This is a genomic window from Microcoleus sp. D3_18_C4 (assembly GCF_036702355.1).
Taxonomy (GTDB): Bacteria; Cyanobacteriota; Cyanobacteriia; order Cyanobacteriales; family Microcoleaceae; genus Microcoleus.
Genome location: NZ_JAUBTF010000025.1, coordinates 39,551 through 53,967 on the forward strand (window position 1 = coordinate 39,551; position 14,417 = coordinate 53,967).

The window sequence follows — 14,417 nt, forward strand, 5'->3', positions numbered from 1 at the left end:
AGCTTTAACTAGGGTCTAAAATTGTGCGCTGCTTAACACTCCGGCACTTCGCAAGTATCCGTTTTTGAGCAGAGTCATTAATTAATAGTGGCTTGTTTTTCCACAGGATATAACCTGATCTGTAACTGTTTGTGGCAAGTTTGTTTAACGGAGCATATCCGGTCAAGTGTTTGCCTTTCTATTTACTACGTGAAAACTCTTAAACAGTCAGGTTTTCCCGTTAAGAAGTAATTCCCCGGTGTTTGCGAGTGTTCATCTCAGACTCGAAGCAAAGTGGGTGAGAAGTCCGCGCGTGCGTAGCTATCCCGTAGGGAATCGCACACCCGTTTTCGCACACCCGTTTTCGCACTCCCGCGCTGCCACCAGCAAGCTGATGTGACGTACCACAGCCACGGAATATCTGTCAATACTTATATCTTAACATTTCTAATTTTTTGCATAATTCTCGTTACCAGGAAGAGCCTGGTAACGCAGCTCGGCGAGGCAGAGCCTCCAGCCAAGTCTAGAGGACTCCTATTTCGTCAAGCCGTGTTCGAGAGCGAAGCGAACCAACTCAGTACGGCTGTTAGTACCCGTCTTGCTAAACAAACGGCTGACGTACTTTTCCACATTACGCACGCTAGTTTCCAAGCGGCGGGCAATTTCCTTATTCATCAAACCTTGAGCAACCAAATCCAAAACACTTTGTTCTCGCGGAGTCAAATCAATTTTAATCGGCGAAGGACTTTGGGCGATCGAACTCCGCCCACTCAGCAAAGACTCAATTCTCGCCATTTGGCTTGTCAAAGCAGCAATATCTGGACTTTCAGCATTTTCGCTTGTCTCCTTAGCAGCCGCGCGGCGGGCCAGCAAATTGGTTACTATTGCTACTAATTCGTCGGGATCGAAGGGCTTAGAAAGATAAGCATCGCAGCCTGCTTGATAGCCTTGAATGCGATCGCTCGTCATCCCCTTAGCCGTCAAAAACACCACCGGCAAAGCTTTATAGCGAGGATCTTCCCGCACTTGCTTGAGAAACTGATAACCGTCCACCTGGGGCATCATAATGTCTGAAATCACCAAATCCGGATTAGTCTGCTGCAAGATTTCCCAGCCGTCGCGAGCATTACTGGCAACCTCAACCGCAAAATCGCTATCTTCCAAATAAGCTTGTACTGCTTCCCGCAAGCCCGGTTCATCATCTACCAATAATAATCGTGCTGACATCTCTGTTACCTTCTTAATAGTGTAAATATTGTAGGTTGGGTTGAGGAACGAAACCCAAATCTTCATTTTAAATAAGGTGTTGGGTTTCGCCATCGCTCAACCCAACCTACAGAATAAAAACTTTAGCTCAAAACTCAAAACTATTGTTTTTTGTTCCCCTTAAACTTTGGAACGATCGGTCAAAATTTCATAGCCAGTTTCTGTCACCAACACAGTATGCTCAAACTGAGCCGACATAGCATTGTCAACTGTTACAGCAGTCCACTTGTCAGAAAGCGTCCGAGTGTACTTAGAACCGGCATTCAGAATCGGTTCGATCGCCAATGTCATGCCCGCTCGCAATTTCACGTTCGGCATTTCCCGCGTGCGGAAATTGAAAACCGACGGTTCCTCGTGCAAATTTCGCCCGACACCGTGGCCGGTAAACTCCTCAACGATACTAAAACCGTTGCTTTTGACATGATCTTCCATCGCACCAGCCAGATCGAGCAAATAAGCTCCCGCCTTGACTTGTTCGATGCCTTTGTAGAGCGTTTCTTCTGCGACTCGGATTAATTTTGCCGATTCGGGAGTCACTTCCACAACTGCGATCGTAATGCAAGAATCGCCGTGAAAACCTTGGTAATATGCCCCCGTATCTACCTTGAGAACATCTCCGGCCCGAATTACTTTTTTGGCGCTGGGGATGCCGTGAACAACTTCGTTATTAATGCTAGAGCAAATCGATCCCGTGAAACCGTGATAGCCTTTAAAACTGGGAGTTGCACCCATTTCGCGGATGCGTCTTTCGGCATAAGCATCCAAATCAGCAGTAGTCATTCCCGGTTTCACCATTTGGGAAATTTCTTTGAGTACCGTTGCAACGATTTTCGCTGCTTGCCGCATAATTTCGATTTCGCGTTCCGACTTAATTTCAATGCCTCGACGCTGTTTTTTGACTTGGGGTGCTTGAGTTGGGCTAGAAAGCAGACTGCTAAAAATATTCATGTATTGATGGGCGGGTAATTTTGTAGTTGGACGGCAGGTTGAAGCAAAAAACGGCAAATATCCAGCTTTTTGTGGAAAAATGGGTGTCTTGTTCCGAACTGTCGATCGCGTGTCCTTTAAGCTAGCTTAATATTTTTCTCAGTAATCAGCACGGGATTGGGGGGTCAACAAAGCGGTTTTAACCGCCGAGTCCGTCGGCTCAGGATTTCCGAGTATTCCTGTGAGGTTAGCAATTGCTGCAATTAACTTAGTTATGTCAACTGGTTTAGATAAGTGCATCTGGAAACCAGCTTCCAGCGCTTGCTGGCGCTCTTCCTCTCTCGCGTAGGCCGTCAGAGCGATCGCAGGCATCTTTCCACCCCTGAGCCTTTCCATTTCTCTCACCCGCGCGATCAACTCATAGCCGTCTGCTTCCGGCATTCCAATGTCGCTCAGCAGCAGAGCCGGCCAATAACTGTCCAGTGCGGCTAGAGCCCCGGCAACCGATGCAGCCGATCGCACCACAGCTCCTTCGTCCTCAAGTAAAGCAATCAAAAACTCCCGCGTGTCATCGTCATCATCCACCACCAGCAATTGCAAATTAGCCAGAGTGGGAAGGGTCTCTGCCTGGTCATTGAGGTGCGACCAATCATCGTCAGTAGCGAGGGCGTTCCTCTGTGCCACAGGGAGAGCCACCGTAAATTTCGCACCCTCGCCCGGATTATTCTCTGCATGCACCTTACCGCCGTGCTGTTCCACCAAGTGACGGACGATCGCCAATCCCAGTCCCAAACCTCCGTAAGACCTAGTTGTGCTGCTATCAGCTTGGCGGAAGCGATCGAAAACATAAGGCAGAAAATCAGGCTCAATACCAATGCCGCTATCAATTATCTGAATGTGAGCCTCATCTCCAACTGACTCTAACCGCACCTCTACTTTACCCTCTTGCGGACTAAACTTAATCGCATTTGACAGCAAATTCCACACAATTTGCTGCAAGCGATCGGGATCGCCGATAACTTCACCTACATTGGGACTGCACGTTAATTCTATGACTATGGATTTTTCCTCAGTCAGCGGCTCCAAAGAATCTATTGCCAGCTTAATCGCAGATTCCAACCGAATCGGATGCTTATTTAAATTTAGTTTACCCCGCAAAATCCGCGAAACATCTAAAATATCTTCGATGAGTTGAGCTTGAGATTTAGCATTGCGCTCAATTGTTTCTAGGGCTTTCTCAATAGTGTCTTGGTCAAATGTTTTGGTACGAAGCAGCCTAGACCAGCCGAGAATTGCATTTAAAGGAGTGCGGAGTTCGTGAGAGAGAATAGCTAGAAATTCATCCTTCATCTGGTTAGCTCTCTCCGCTTCTTGCCGCGCCACTTGTTCGCGGATTAGTCTCCCGCGTTCTTCCTCTGCTTGCTTGCGGTCTGTGACATCTCTAACCGTGCCCACATGACCGATAAGTTTTCCCAAATCCGAAAACATTGGTGACGACTGCACGTGAACCCAACGCACGCTTTCGCTACCAGCTAATCGAAACTCGTTAGAATATTCCTGACTTTCTTTAATCCAAGCTAACCAATCTGTGACTACGCGATCGCGATCTTCTGGATGAACTTCCCGCTGCCAAACCTCTACCAAGCTTTCGTCCAAAGCTAACCCGCAAATCGCTTGACAACGGGGATTAATGTAAGTACAGCGGCCTTCAACGTCAGCTAAGTAAATTCCCAGTGGCGAACAAGCACACAAAGTGCGAAACCGCTCTTCACTTTTACTTAGTTCACTATTAACAGCCGCTAACTGTGTTGCTTGCTGCTTCACCTCGACGGTTTTTTGGAACAATTCCACAAATACCTGCACCTTCGAGGTCAATATTTCCGGTTCCAATGGTTTGAACAGGTAATCCACTGCACCCAGAGAATAACCTTTAAACACGTGGGTGTCATTACTGCTGAATGCTGTGATAAAAATAATCGGAGTCGCTCGCGATCGATCTCTAGAGCGAATCAATGTTGCTGTCTCAAATCCATCCATTCCCGGCATCTGCACATCAAGCAAAATTACTGCAAAATCTTCATTAAGCAGACATCTCAGAGCCTCCGCGCCCGAACTAGCTTGTACTAGATTATAAGAGGGGCTGTTGAGAATAGCTTCTAGAGCTATCAAATTTTCTGGGCGATCGTCAACTAAAAGGACATTTACTCGATGGGGGGACTGCTGATTCATAATTTTTTTAATCTTTAATTCTTAGCAAATTGACTAAACAGGGAGCAATTTTAGAGAGGGGTAAAATCCAGTCTACTTCAACATTTGCGATCGCTGACGCTGGCATGGTCGGGCACAGAGCTGAAGCCGGTTCCTCCACAAATGTCAATCCTCCTTCAGCTTTAATTTTTGCCAGCCCTTTACTACCATCCGAATTCGCTCCCGTTAAAATTATGCCGATAACTTTCTCCCCAAAGGCATCCGCAGCAGACTCAAACAGCACATCGATTGAGGGCCGCGCGTAGCAGACAGGAGCCTCAGTTGATAGTGCAAATGTAGGAGTTCCGCGATTGGGGATTGGGGATTTTGAATTATGGATTGACTCCACTGCCACGCTCCCCCATTCTGTAAAGTTGTTTTGATACAGGCTAAACTCCTCCTCACAGGGAGATTCTATTAGCAAGTGATAGTCAGCGGGAGCCAAGTAAACCCGTCCAGGTGCGATCGGCTCTTTGTCTTTTGCCTCTGTGATTTGGAGAGAGCTTTGCTTTTGTAAAAAATAAGTAAGCCTATTCTCAGAACTCTTATGGCGGTGTTGGACAATAACTACAGGCAAAGGAAAGCTTTGGGGCAAATCTGCCAGCAGCACAGTCAGAGCCTCTAGCCCTCCCAAAGACGTACCCACAACCACTATTTGAAAATTTTTCTTATTTAATTCTCCGGTAGAGTTTCTCACTACTTTCAATTGGTTCATAGTATTTTTCATAAGGTGTAAAAGTCAGAGACTCCTGATGTCCTAGTCCTAAAACTCCAAACATTCCCAGGCTCTCATAAAAAAGCTTGTGTACCCGCTCTTGGAGGTGTGAATTGAAATAAATCAGCACATTACGGCACAAAATAACATTAAATTCATTAAAAGAATTATCCGTTGCTAGGTTGTGGTGAGCAAAGACAATATTATCTTTAAGTGAAGAGCGAAAAATCGCATTTTCATAGGCAGCAGTGTAATACTCAGAAAACGCTTTCTTGCCCCCCGCTTGGTGGTAGAGTTGCGTATATTCTTGCATTTGTTTCAGCGGGAATATCCCTGTTTTGGCTGTTTTCAACACTAATTCATTCATGTCCGTAGCGTAAATCCGACAACGGTCATAAAGTCCTTCTTCTTGCAGCAAGATTGCCATAGAATAGACTTCTTCGCCCGTTGAACATCCAGCGTGCCAAATCCGAATAAAAGGATAAGTACGCAGCAGCGGCACCACTTTATTTCTGAAACTAATGTAAAAGCTGGGATCGCGAAACATCGCCGTTACATTGACAGAAATATCCAGCAGTAAACGATCTAGGTAAGCAGGATTGTGAAGTACCTTTTCCTGAAGTGCAGAGACAGTGGTGAGCTGTTCCGAGCGAATAGTGTTCCTAATACGGCGCTTGAGAGAGGCAAGAGCATAATTACGAAAATCAAATCCGTAATAGCGAAACATTCCCTCTAGTAGGAGTTGAATTTCGATTGTTTCAAGTTCATGGCTTTCGGACATTTTTAATGACTAATTGGTTATTGGGCATTTTTGACTGTTGACTGTTAACTGTTGACTGTTGACTGTTGACTGTTGACTGCTGACTGCTAACTGCTGACTGCTGACTGCTGACTGCTGACTGCTGACTGCTGACTGCTGACTGCTGACAACTGCCAACAGTCAACTGCCAACTGACAACGGACTTCCATTATCGATAAAGCCAGACACGCAGCAGCGAGAGCAACTGTTCCGTATCAACAGGTTTGGTAATGTAGTCAGACGCACCAGCTTCGATACATTTTTCCCGATCGCCCTTCATAGCTTTCGCAGTAAGAGCAATCATTGGCAACGAAGCAAATTGAGGCATACTACGAATAGCTTGCATTGTTTCGTAACCGTCCATCTCTGGCATCATCACGTCCATCAACACAATATTTATGCCAGGGGTATTTTGCAATTTAGCAATGCCCTCTCTGCCATTCTCAGCATACACAACTTCCATTTTATGGCGCTCCAGCATACTTGTGAGGGCGAAAATATTCCGCATATCGTCGTCAACAATCAAGACTGTTTTGCCCGCGAGCGTCGAATCTGTTTGATACAATTGCTCTAGCATTTGGCGCTTGGGTTCCGGCAAATTTGCTTGAACTCGGTGCAAAAACAAAGCGGTTTCATCTAACAAACGTTCCGGCGAGCGCACATCTTTAACAATGATTGTTTCCGCCATGCGCTTGAGTTGAGTTTCTTCGGATCGTGTCAACTCTTTGCCCGTATAAATAATAAGCGGCAGACTTTTCAAATTAGCCTCTTGCTTGATCTGCTCGATCAGTTCAAAACCAGTCATATCTGGTAGTCCCAAATCGAGTACAACGCAGTCAAAATGCCCGGATTTCAAAGTTGCTAGTGCCTCTGCACCACTCCCCACAGCCGTTGTAGAAACATCGTGATTGCCGATTAAATCCACAATGCTCAGACGCTGTGTTTCGTCGTCTTCCACGACTAGCAAATTCTTCACTGGCCGCTCCACAAAACCCTTAATATCAGTCAAAGCTTTGCTCAAGGCTTCGCGACTGACAGGCTTTTGTAAGTAGGCGATCGCCCCTAACTGCAAACTGCGCTGCCGCCCTTCTTCCACTGATACAATGTGAACCGGAATGTGGCGCGTACTTGGATCGTGCTTCAAGCGATCGAGCACTGTCCAGCCATCCATCACAGGCAAATTTAGATCCAGCATAATCGCAGTTGGCTTGAACTCTCGCGCCATCGCCAAACCGATATCGCTCCGCAAAGCCACCAAACCTTTAAAACCCTGTTCCTGCGCCATATCCAACAGAATTCGAGCGAAGTTTACATCATCTTCAATAATCAAAAGCACGCGATCGTCACTCTCAATATTTTCTCGATCATCAGAGATTAAAGGTGAGGGGTAAGGCGCGATCGGCAAGTGGAAATTCGGCAAAGGAAGTGCGGGAGAATTAGCAGAGGGTAATTGAGGCGTTTGCTTGCCCGTTCCCGAGCCCGTATCAGTGATTATTATTCGCGATTCTTGGTAAGTTTGTGGCAGATAAAGCGTGAACCTACTACCCTCACCAGGGCGACTTGTCAATTTAATTTCTCCGCCTAGCAAATTAGCGATTTCTCTACTAATTGACAAACCCAAACCCGTGCCCCCGTATTTGCGGCTAGTGCTACCATCTGCTTGTTGGAAAGCCTCAAAAATAACCCTGTGTTTTTCAGCAGAAATCCCAATCCCGGTATCGCTAACTGAGAAAGCCAAAACAGTAGGGGAACTCCTTAAACTTTCTATCTCTAAACTCCACCCTTCCCGCGCTACTTCCGCACGCAATTTCACCTCACCTCGCTCTGTAAACTTAAACGCATTAGAGAGGAGATTCTTCAAAACTTGTTGCAGCCGTTTAGCATCAGTATAGAGACCTTTTGGCAACCCAGCCTCAAGCTCTATTTTAAAACTCAACTTCTTATCCTGGGCGATTTGGCGGAAAGTCCGATCCAAATGATCTCGCAAGTCCGTAAACAACACTTGCTCAATTTCCACCGACATCGTGCCCGATTCAATCTTAGCCAGATCCAAGATGTCATTAATCAGCCCCAGCAAATCATTTCCTGCCGAGTAAATTGTGCGCGTGTATTCAACTTGCTTGAGAGTCAAATTGCCTTCAGTATTGTCAGAAAGCAATCGAGCCAGAATCAACAGCGAATTTAGCGGAGTTCGCAACTCGTGAGACATATTTGCCAGAAACTCCGACTTATACTTAGAAGTTAGAGCCAACTGTTCGGCTCTTTCTTCCAACAACCCCCTCGCCTGTTCGATATCTCGGTTTTTCCGCTCAACTTCCTTATTTTGCAGCGCTAGCAATTCCGCTTGTTCTTCTAGTTCTTCATTCGTTTGTTGCAACTCTTCCTGCTGACTCTTCAACAGTTCCTCAGATGCGCGGAGTGACTGCGCTTGTTGTTCGAGACGCTTGTTAGTTTCCGTTAGTTCTTTTTGCTGAGTTTGTAACTCTTCTGCCAAAGACTGTGACTGTTTCAGCAACTCTTCCGTCCGCATACTCGCCGCAATTGTATTTAAGACAATGGCGATACTTTCTGTAAGTTGGTCGAGGAATGTCAAGTGTATTTCGCTGAATCGGCGGAACGAAGCTAACTCGATTACTGCCGTCACTTGTCCCTCAAATAATACGGGTAAAACTACCACATTCAGCGGCGTAGATTCTCCCAGTCCCGAACCAATTTTAACGTAGTTTTCCGGCACTTCTGTCAACAGTATCCGTTCCTTTTCCAGGGCGCACTGCCCTACCAAACCTTCGCCTAAATGGAATCTATTTCCTAACTGTTTGCGTTCGCGGTAGGCGTAGGTACTTAACAGTTTGAGAAACGGATCATGTTCGACAGATTCCATCATAAAGAAGACGCCATGCTGAGCAGACACCAGCGGCGTCAATTCTGAGAGAATTAGTTTAGAAACAGTTTCTAAATCCCGCTGACCTTGTAGCATTCGAGTGAACTTAGCAAGGTTTGTTTTCAGCCAATCTTGCTCAGTATTTTTCTGCGTAGTCTCCCGCAGATTGGCGATCATCTGGTTAATGTTGTCCTTAACGATCGCAACTTCTCCTTCCGTGGCGACGGAAATTGACCTCGTTAAATCGCCTCTGGTAACAGCAATTGCCACTTCTGCGATCGCCCGCAACTGAGTAGTCAAATTCGCCGCCAACTCATTCACATTATCCGTCAAATCTCGCCACGTCCCCGCCGCGCCCGGAACCTTCGCCTGGCCACCCAATTTCCCTTCAATTCCCACTTCCCGCGCCACTGTAGTAACTTGATCTGCAAACGTCGCGAGCGTATCAATCATCTCATTAATCGTATCTGCCAGAGTCGCAATTTCTCCCTTAGCTTCCAGCATTAATTTGCGCTTCAAATCGCCATTCGCCACCGCCGTCACAACCTTAGCAATACCCCGCACTTGCGCTGTCAAATTCCCCGCCATCGAGTTTACGTTGTCGGTTAAATCTTTCCAAGTTCCCGCAACTCCTTTCACCTCAGCTTGACCGCCCAATTTACCCTCAGTTCCCACCTCCCGCGCCACCCGCGTTACCTCAGAAGCAAAGGAATTAAGCTGATCCACCATCACGTTAATAGTGTCTTTCAACTCCAGAATTTCGCCTTTAACATCCACGGTGATTTTCTTAGACAAATCGCCATTTGCCACCGCTTTCGTCACTTCCGCAATATTCCGCACCTGCGCCGTCAAATTCCCCGCCATCAAGTTTACGTTGTCGGTTAAATCTTTCCAAGTTCCCCCTACACCCCGCACGTAAGCTTGCACACCTAATTTACCTTCCGTTCCTACTTCTCTCGCCACCCGCGTTACTTCAGATGCGAAGGAACTCAACTGATCCACCATGATGTTAATCGTGTTTTTCAGTTCGAGAATTTCGCCTTTAACATCTACTGTAATTTTTTTGGATAAATCGCCATTTGCCACCGCCGTTGTCACTTCGGCAATGTTACGCACTTGTGCTGTTAAATTCCCCGCCATCGAGTTAACTGAATCCGTTAAATCTTTCCAAGTTCCGGCAACTCCTTTAACTTCAGCTTGCACACCTAATTTCCCTTCCGTCCCCACTTCCCTAGCAACCCTGGTTACTTCCGAAGCGAAGGAATTTAACTGATCCACCATCGTGTTGACGGTGTTTTTTAACTCCAGAATTTCACCCTTAACATCTACAGTAATTTTCTTCGACAAGTCGCCATTTGCCACCGCAGTAGTAACAGCCGCAATATTCCGTACTTGCTCTGTCAAACTACCCGCCATGAAGTTAACGCTATCCGTTAAATCCTTCCAAGTTCCTGCTACGCCTCGCACATCCGCTTGACCGCCGAGTTTACCTTCGGAACCCACTTCCCTAGCAACCCTGGTTACTTCAGATGCAAAGGAATTAAGCTGATCGACCATCACGTTAATGGTGTTTTTCAGTTCTAAAATTTCGCCTTTAACCTGTACCGTAATTTTTTTAGATAAGTCACCGTTAGCAACAGCCGTCGTCACCTCAGCAATGTTGCGGACTTGTGCTGTTAAATTCCCGGCCATTGAGTTAACTGAATCCGTTAAATCTTTCCAGGTTCCTGCTACTTCTTGCACTTCAGCTTGCACGCCTAATTTCCCTTCCGTTCCCACTTCCCTAGCAACCCTGGTTACTTCAGATGCGAAGGAATTTAACTGGTCAACCATGGTGTTGACGGTATTTTTGAGTTCAAGAATTTCCCCTTTAACATCTACGGTAATTTTCTTAGATAAATCGCCCTTTGCCACAGCGGTTGTCACTTCAGCGATGTTCCGCACTTGTGCTGTCAAACTGCCTGCCATGAAGTTAACGCTATCTGTTAAATCCTTCCAAGTTCCGGCAACTCCTTTCACCTCAGCTTGACCGCCGAGTTTGCCTTCGGAACCTACTTCTCTCGCCACCCGCGTTACTTCAGATGCGAAGGAATTTAACTGATCCACCATGATGTTAATAGTGTTTTTTAACTCCAGAATTTCACCTTTAACATCAACTGTAATTTTTTTAGATAAGTCACCATTTGCCACAGCAGTCGTCACGTCGGCAATGTTCCGTACTTGTGCGGTAAGATTGCCGGCCATTGAGTTAACTGAATCCGTTAAATCTTTCCAGGTTCCTGCAACTCCCCGCACTTCAGCTTGCACCCCTAATTTGCCTTCCGTTCCTACTTCTCTCGCCACCCGCGTTACTTCAGATGCGAAGGAACTCAACTGATCCACCATGATGTTAATCGTGTTTTTCAGTTCGAGAATTTCACCTTTTACATCTACTGTAATTTTTTTGGATAAATCGCCATTGGCCACAGCAGTCGTCACTTCGGCAATGTTACGCACTTGTGCTGTTAAATTCCCCGCCATCGAGTTAACTGAATCCGTTAAATCTTTCCAGGTTCCAGCAACTCCTTTAACTTCTGCTTGCACGCCTAATTTCCCTTCGGTTCCCACTTCCCTAGCCACCCGCGTTACTTCCGACGCAAAGGAGCTCAACTGGTCTACCATTGTGTTAACAATTTGCGCTGTTTGGAGGAATTCTCCTTTGAGGGGTCTGTCTTCTATTTCTAAGGCGATGGTTTGCGATAAATCTCCTTTTGCTACGGCCCGAATTACTCTGGCGGTTTCAGAGGTTGGTTGCACTAAATCTGTAATTAGGGTATTGACAGAGTTGACGCTAGCTGCCCATGACCCCTCGGCGCTGCCGATGGTGGCACGCTGGGCGATTTTGCCTTCTTTACCGACAACTGTGCCGATGCGATCGAGTTCGGCCGCCATTCTCTCATTGAGCTCGATAATGTCGTTAAGTTCGTCAGCAATTTTCCCCGCTAGACCGGTCTGGTCTATGGGCATCCGAACTGAAAAGTCCCCTTTTTTGACTGCCACTAAGGTTCTAAGTAACTGTTTGGCATAATTATTGGAATTGGGGCTGGTTATCTGTGCAGTTGACATGAGCGTTACCTTTGACGAGTTTGAAGGGGAAGGGGGGAATATTTTTGAGATTATTGATATTATCCAACTAAAGCAGTGTCTGATTGCTTCTGTCGAAAGATGGATGACAAATTGCTGTTTATCAGCTATTTTGTTATTGGTTATTTTATACTGGTTAGCAAACTCTTCTTGCTAACGAGTTAATTGTGGGGTGTCAGGAACAAGCCCGAAAGCCTGTTCCACCCTGTTCCACACAGAGTGAATTTTATTGTAAGGCGGGCAGGATGCCGGCCCTACAGATTATCAACTGCGATTATTTCCAATTTTGCCACGAACTATTGAAAATAGAAGTACCCGGAAAGGCGATCGGATTGGCATTTTGTTGCAACCGCAACTGCAATACTTCCAAGTTCGGCTCGCGGGACGGCAATTCGTCCACTAATTCATAAGGTAGAATCCCTTTTTCCAAGGAAAAAGCAGCCGTAACTCCCGCCGCCGCACCGGCAGACCATTCAAAAGAATGCACTCGATAAGCAGCGGCCGCTGTGTGGCTAACAGCAATACTTTTACCCGCCACTAACATATTGTCAATTTTCTGGGGAATCATTGCCCGCAGGGGAATTTGGAAGGGATAAGCTTGCCCTTGACCTTTGCGAGTGCCTTCGCGTTCGGTATTTCCCGGTGCTTCCGGCGGACTGTTGGTCATGCAGGGATGAAAGTCGATCGCATAATGACCGATACCCACAGAATCAGGATAAATCGTAGCGCGCGATCGCGATTTTGTATCCTCAACAGATTGACTTCCCACAGCCAAAGCCGGCGCATTCAAACCACCCACAGCTAACCACAAATTCCGATACTCTTCCTCCGACAAATTCTGGCGATAAAAATCAGCCGTAAAGTCAGTGCGAGACATATCAACTTCCCACACGGTAAAACCTTGAGGCTGATTAAAACTCGGCCGCCCAATAATACGTCGGCCCTCCCGCATATAAGGATATTTAGAAAGTCCGTGCACCGTCCCCATCGGCGAATCCAACCCGCTCAAAAAACGATTGTTTGGATTAGGCTTTTTGACTCCCTCTCCTAGCTGCGAGTCAGTAGTTCCTGTTACCAGCCAGTAGAAAAATCCTTTGGCATTTTCCTCTCCCTTTCGCAAAGTTTCGGTTCGCAAACCGCCCATCCATCCCCCCGGTTGCAGTTGACCGGACTCTTCCAACTGCTTGCGAGAATAAATTAAATTATCCTCAGCAGAACCGGGACGATAGTCATTGCCCCAAGTCCAGTTTTGCATCGAAATATCCCCCGGATAAATCGGGAATTGCTTCGGGTCTAAAGGTCGCTTTTCATCCGGTCTCCTGGTCCTGATTTGGCGGTAGCTGAAAACTAAGGGAAAGCTCGCCAATCTCTGCAATTCGTAGCTGTAGTAAGGAGCGTATTGTTGATAAAAAGACGGCACTTGATGCTGCTGCGGTTCCTTCGTTGCCTCCATCGCAAAGGTGTAGGTAAAACCTTGAGTGCAGTAAGGGTCGCCGGTTGGGCTAGCGGAGGAAGGTTCCAGAGGGGAACGCGGGTCAATTCCGAGGCGGTAGGGAACATCGGCAAGTCCGATCAATTCACCTGTTTCAGTGGCATCTACAACGTACCAACCAGCACCCCCTTGTAAGGGGGGGGAACTTGTGGCATTCCCCACCATTCTGGGGTTAGGGGGGGTTCCAGATGATTTAGAAATAAACCGAATAATAGTTTTATTAAATCGCGGAGAATTTTCGTAGCGATAGGCATCTTCGATAGTTTGAGAAAGAGTTTCGGTGTTGAGTGGTGGGGTGTTGGTGGCCGGTTTGTGTTGAATGGCGATCGCACTTTTAATTTGTTGGCCCCCAACCGCATTGCCGGCCACAGCAGGAGTAATTGCTAGTTCTTTAATAACCGTATTGGGAAACCATTTCAGCGTGCCTTTGCCTTTTCTAGCGGCATCCTGCAAGATGTTAAAGAGAATTTTGTGACCGTCGTAGGGCATGAAACACGAATAGCTAACCCAACAGCCCCCGGGATTTAGCCGGCCGTAATGTTCCTTGATCCGCTCCCGCAATTCTAGGTAGCCACGGGGGTAAAATAAGAGCGATCGCTGAGTATCTCTTTCATCGAGTGCGGAAGTTCCCTGGGAGGAAATTTGACCGCCTACCCAATCAGTAATTTCAGTGAGGCAAACTGTGCGCCCCGCCAGCAAACCTTCGTAAGCGGTAGCAGCCCCTGCGAGACCGCCGCCTGCTACTAGAATGTCGCAAGTTTCAGCAGTGTCGGGATTGCGGGGAGGTGCAGCAAATACTGGCGAAATGCTCCCCATCGCGGAAATTATGCCGAGGGTGAGGCTAAGGATCGATCGACCTTTGAGCAAAAATAGATACTGTCGAAGTTTCATCGGAGATTGTGGAATTAATTTTGACATAGCGCGAAAAACACTCATCCCATCTAAATGTTTATTTTGCAGTATACTGGTATTTCGCGCTGTTGTCAGG

The 14,417-nt window shown here is 46.9% G+C and carries 8 protein-coding genes; all 8 read right to left on the minus strand.

The genetic code is table 11. The features are described from left to right. Positions 1-513: 513 nt before the first annotated feature. Positions 514-1,206: a response regulator transcription factor gene (locus QUA90_RS14525; protein ID WP_333080704.1), complete on the minus strand. Its 693-nt coding sequence runs from the start codon at positions 1,204-1,206 to the stop codon at positions 514-516. 159 nt (positions 1,207-1,365) lie between these two features. Further along, positions 1,366-2,193: a type I methionyl aminopeptidase gene (gene map, locus QUA90_RS14530; RefSeq protein ID WP_333080703.1), complete on the minus strand. Its 828-nt coding sequence runs from the start codon at positions 2,191-2,193 to the stop codon at positions 1,366-1,368. Between the two features lie 138 nt (positions 2,194-2,331). Then, positions 2,332-4,401, minus strand: coding sequence for a response regulator (locus QUA90_RS14535; protein WP_333388871.1), 2,070 nt, complete (start codon positions 4,399-4,401; stop codon positions 2,332-2,334). 7 nt (positions 4,402-4,408) lie between these two features. Continuing rightward, entirely contained in the window at positions 4,409-5,134 is a 726-nt protein-coding gene (locus QUA90_RS14540) for a chemotaxis protein CheB (RefSeq protein ID WP_333324666.1), read from the minus strand. Then, positions 5,088-5,915, minus strand: coding sequence for a protein-glutamate O-methyltransferase CheR (locus QUA90_RS14545; protein WP_333324664.1), 828 nt, complete (start codon positions 5,913-5,915; stop codon positions 5,088-5,090). Before QUA90_RS14545 ends, QUA90_RS14540 begins: the two co-directional genes overlap by 47 nt. Before the next feature lie 9 nt (positions 5,916-5,924). Next, the gene (locus QUA90_RS14550) at positions 5,925-6,071 is read right to left on the minus strand and encodes a hypothetical protein (protein WP_333446189.1); all 147 of its coding nucleotides are present in this window, start codon (positions 6,069-6,071) and stop codon (positions 5,925-5,927) included. A gap of 31 nt (positions 6,072-6,102) precedes the next feature. Beyond that, complete coding sequence (locus tag QUA90_RS14555) at positions 6,103-11,919, minus strand: HAMP domain-containing protein (RefSeq protein ID WP_333446191.1); 5,817 nt, start codon at positions 11,917-11,919, stop codon at positions 6,103-6,105. A 292-nt stretch (positions 11,920-12,211) separates the two neighbouring features. Then, positions 12,212-14,347 carry an FAD-dependent oxidoreductase gene (locus QUA90_RS14560; RefSeq protein ID WP_445300111.1) on the minus strand — a complete coding sequence of 712 codons (2,136 nt, stop codon included), beginning with the start codon at positions 14,345-14,347 and terminating at the stop codon, positions 12,212-12,214. Between the last annotated feature and the right edge of the window lie 70 nt (positions 14,348-14,417).

What these genes read in the sequence shown, in the direction of transcription:
- QUA90_RS14525 (WP_333080704.1), bottom strand. Translation starts at nt 1,206, where the DNA reads ATGTCAGCACGATTATTATTGGTAGATGATGAACCGGGCTTGCGGGAA.
- map (WP_333080703.1), bottom strand. Translation starts at nt 2,193, where the DNA reads ATGAATATTTTTAGCAGTCTGCTTTCTAGCCCAACTCAAGCACCCCAA.
- QUA90_RS14535 (WP_333388871.1), bottom strand. Translation starts at nt 4,401, where the DNA reads ATGAATCAGCAGTCCCCCCATCGAGTAAATGTCCTTTTAGTTGACGAT.
- QUA90_RS14540 (WP_333324666.1), bottom strand. Translation starts at nt 5,134, where the DNA reads ATGAACCAATTGAAAGTAGTGAGAAACTCTACCGGAGAATTAAATAAG.
- QUA90_RS14545 (WP_333324664.1), bottom strand. Translation starts at nt 5,915, where the DNA reads ATGTCCGAAAGCCATGAACTTGAAACAATCGAAATTCAACTCCTACTA.
- QUA90_RS14555 (WP_333446191.1), bottom strand. Translation starts at nt 11,919, where the DNA reads ATGTCAACTGCACAGATAACCAGCCCCAATTCCAATAATTATGCCAAA.
- QUA90_RS14560 (WP_445300111.1), bottom strand. Translation starts at nt 14,347, where the DNA reads ATGTCAAAATTAATTCCACAATCTCCGATGAAACTTCGACAGTATCTA.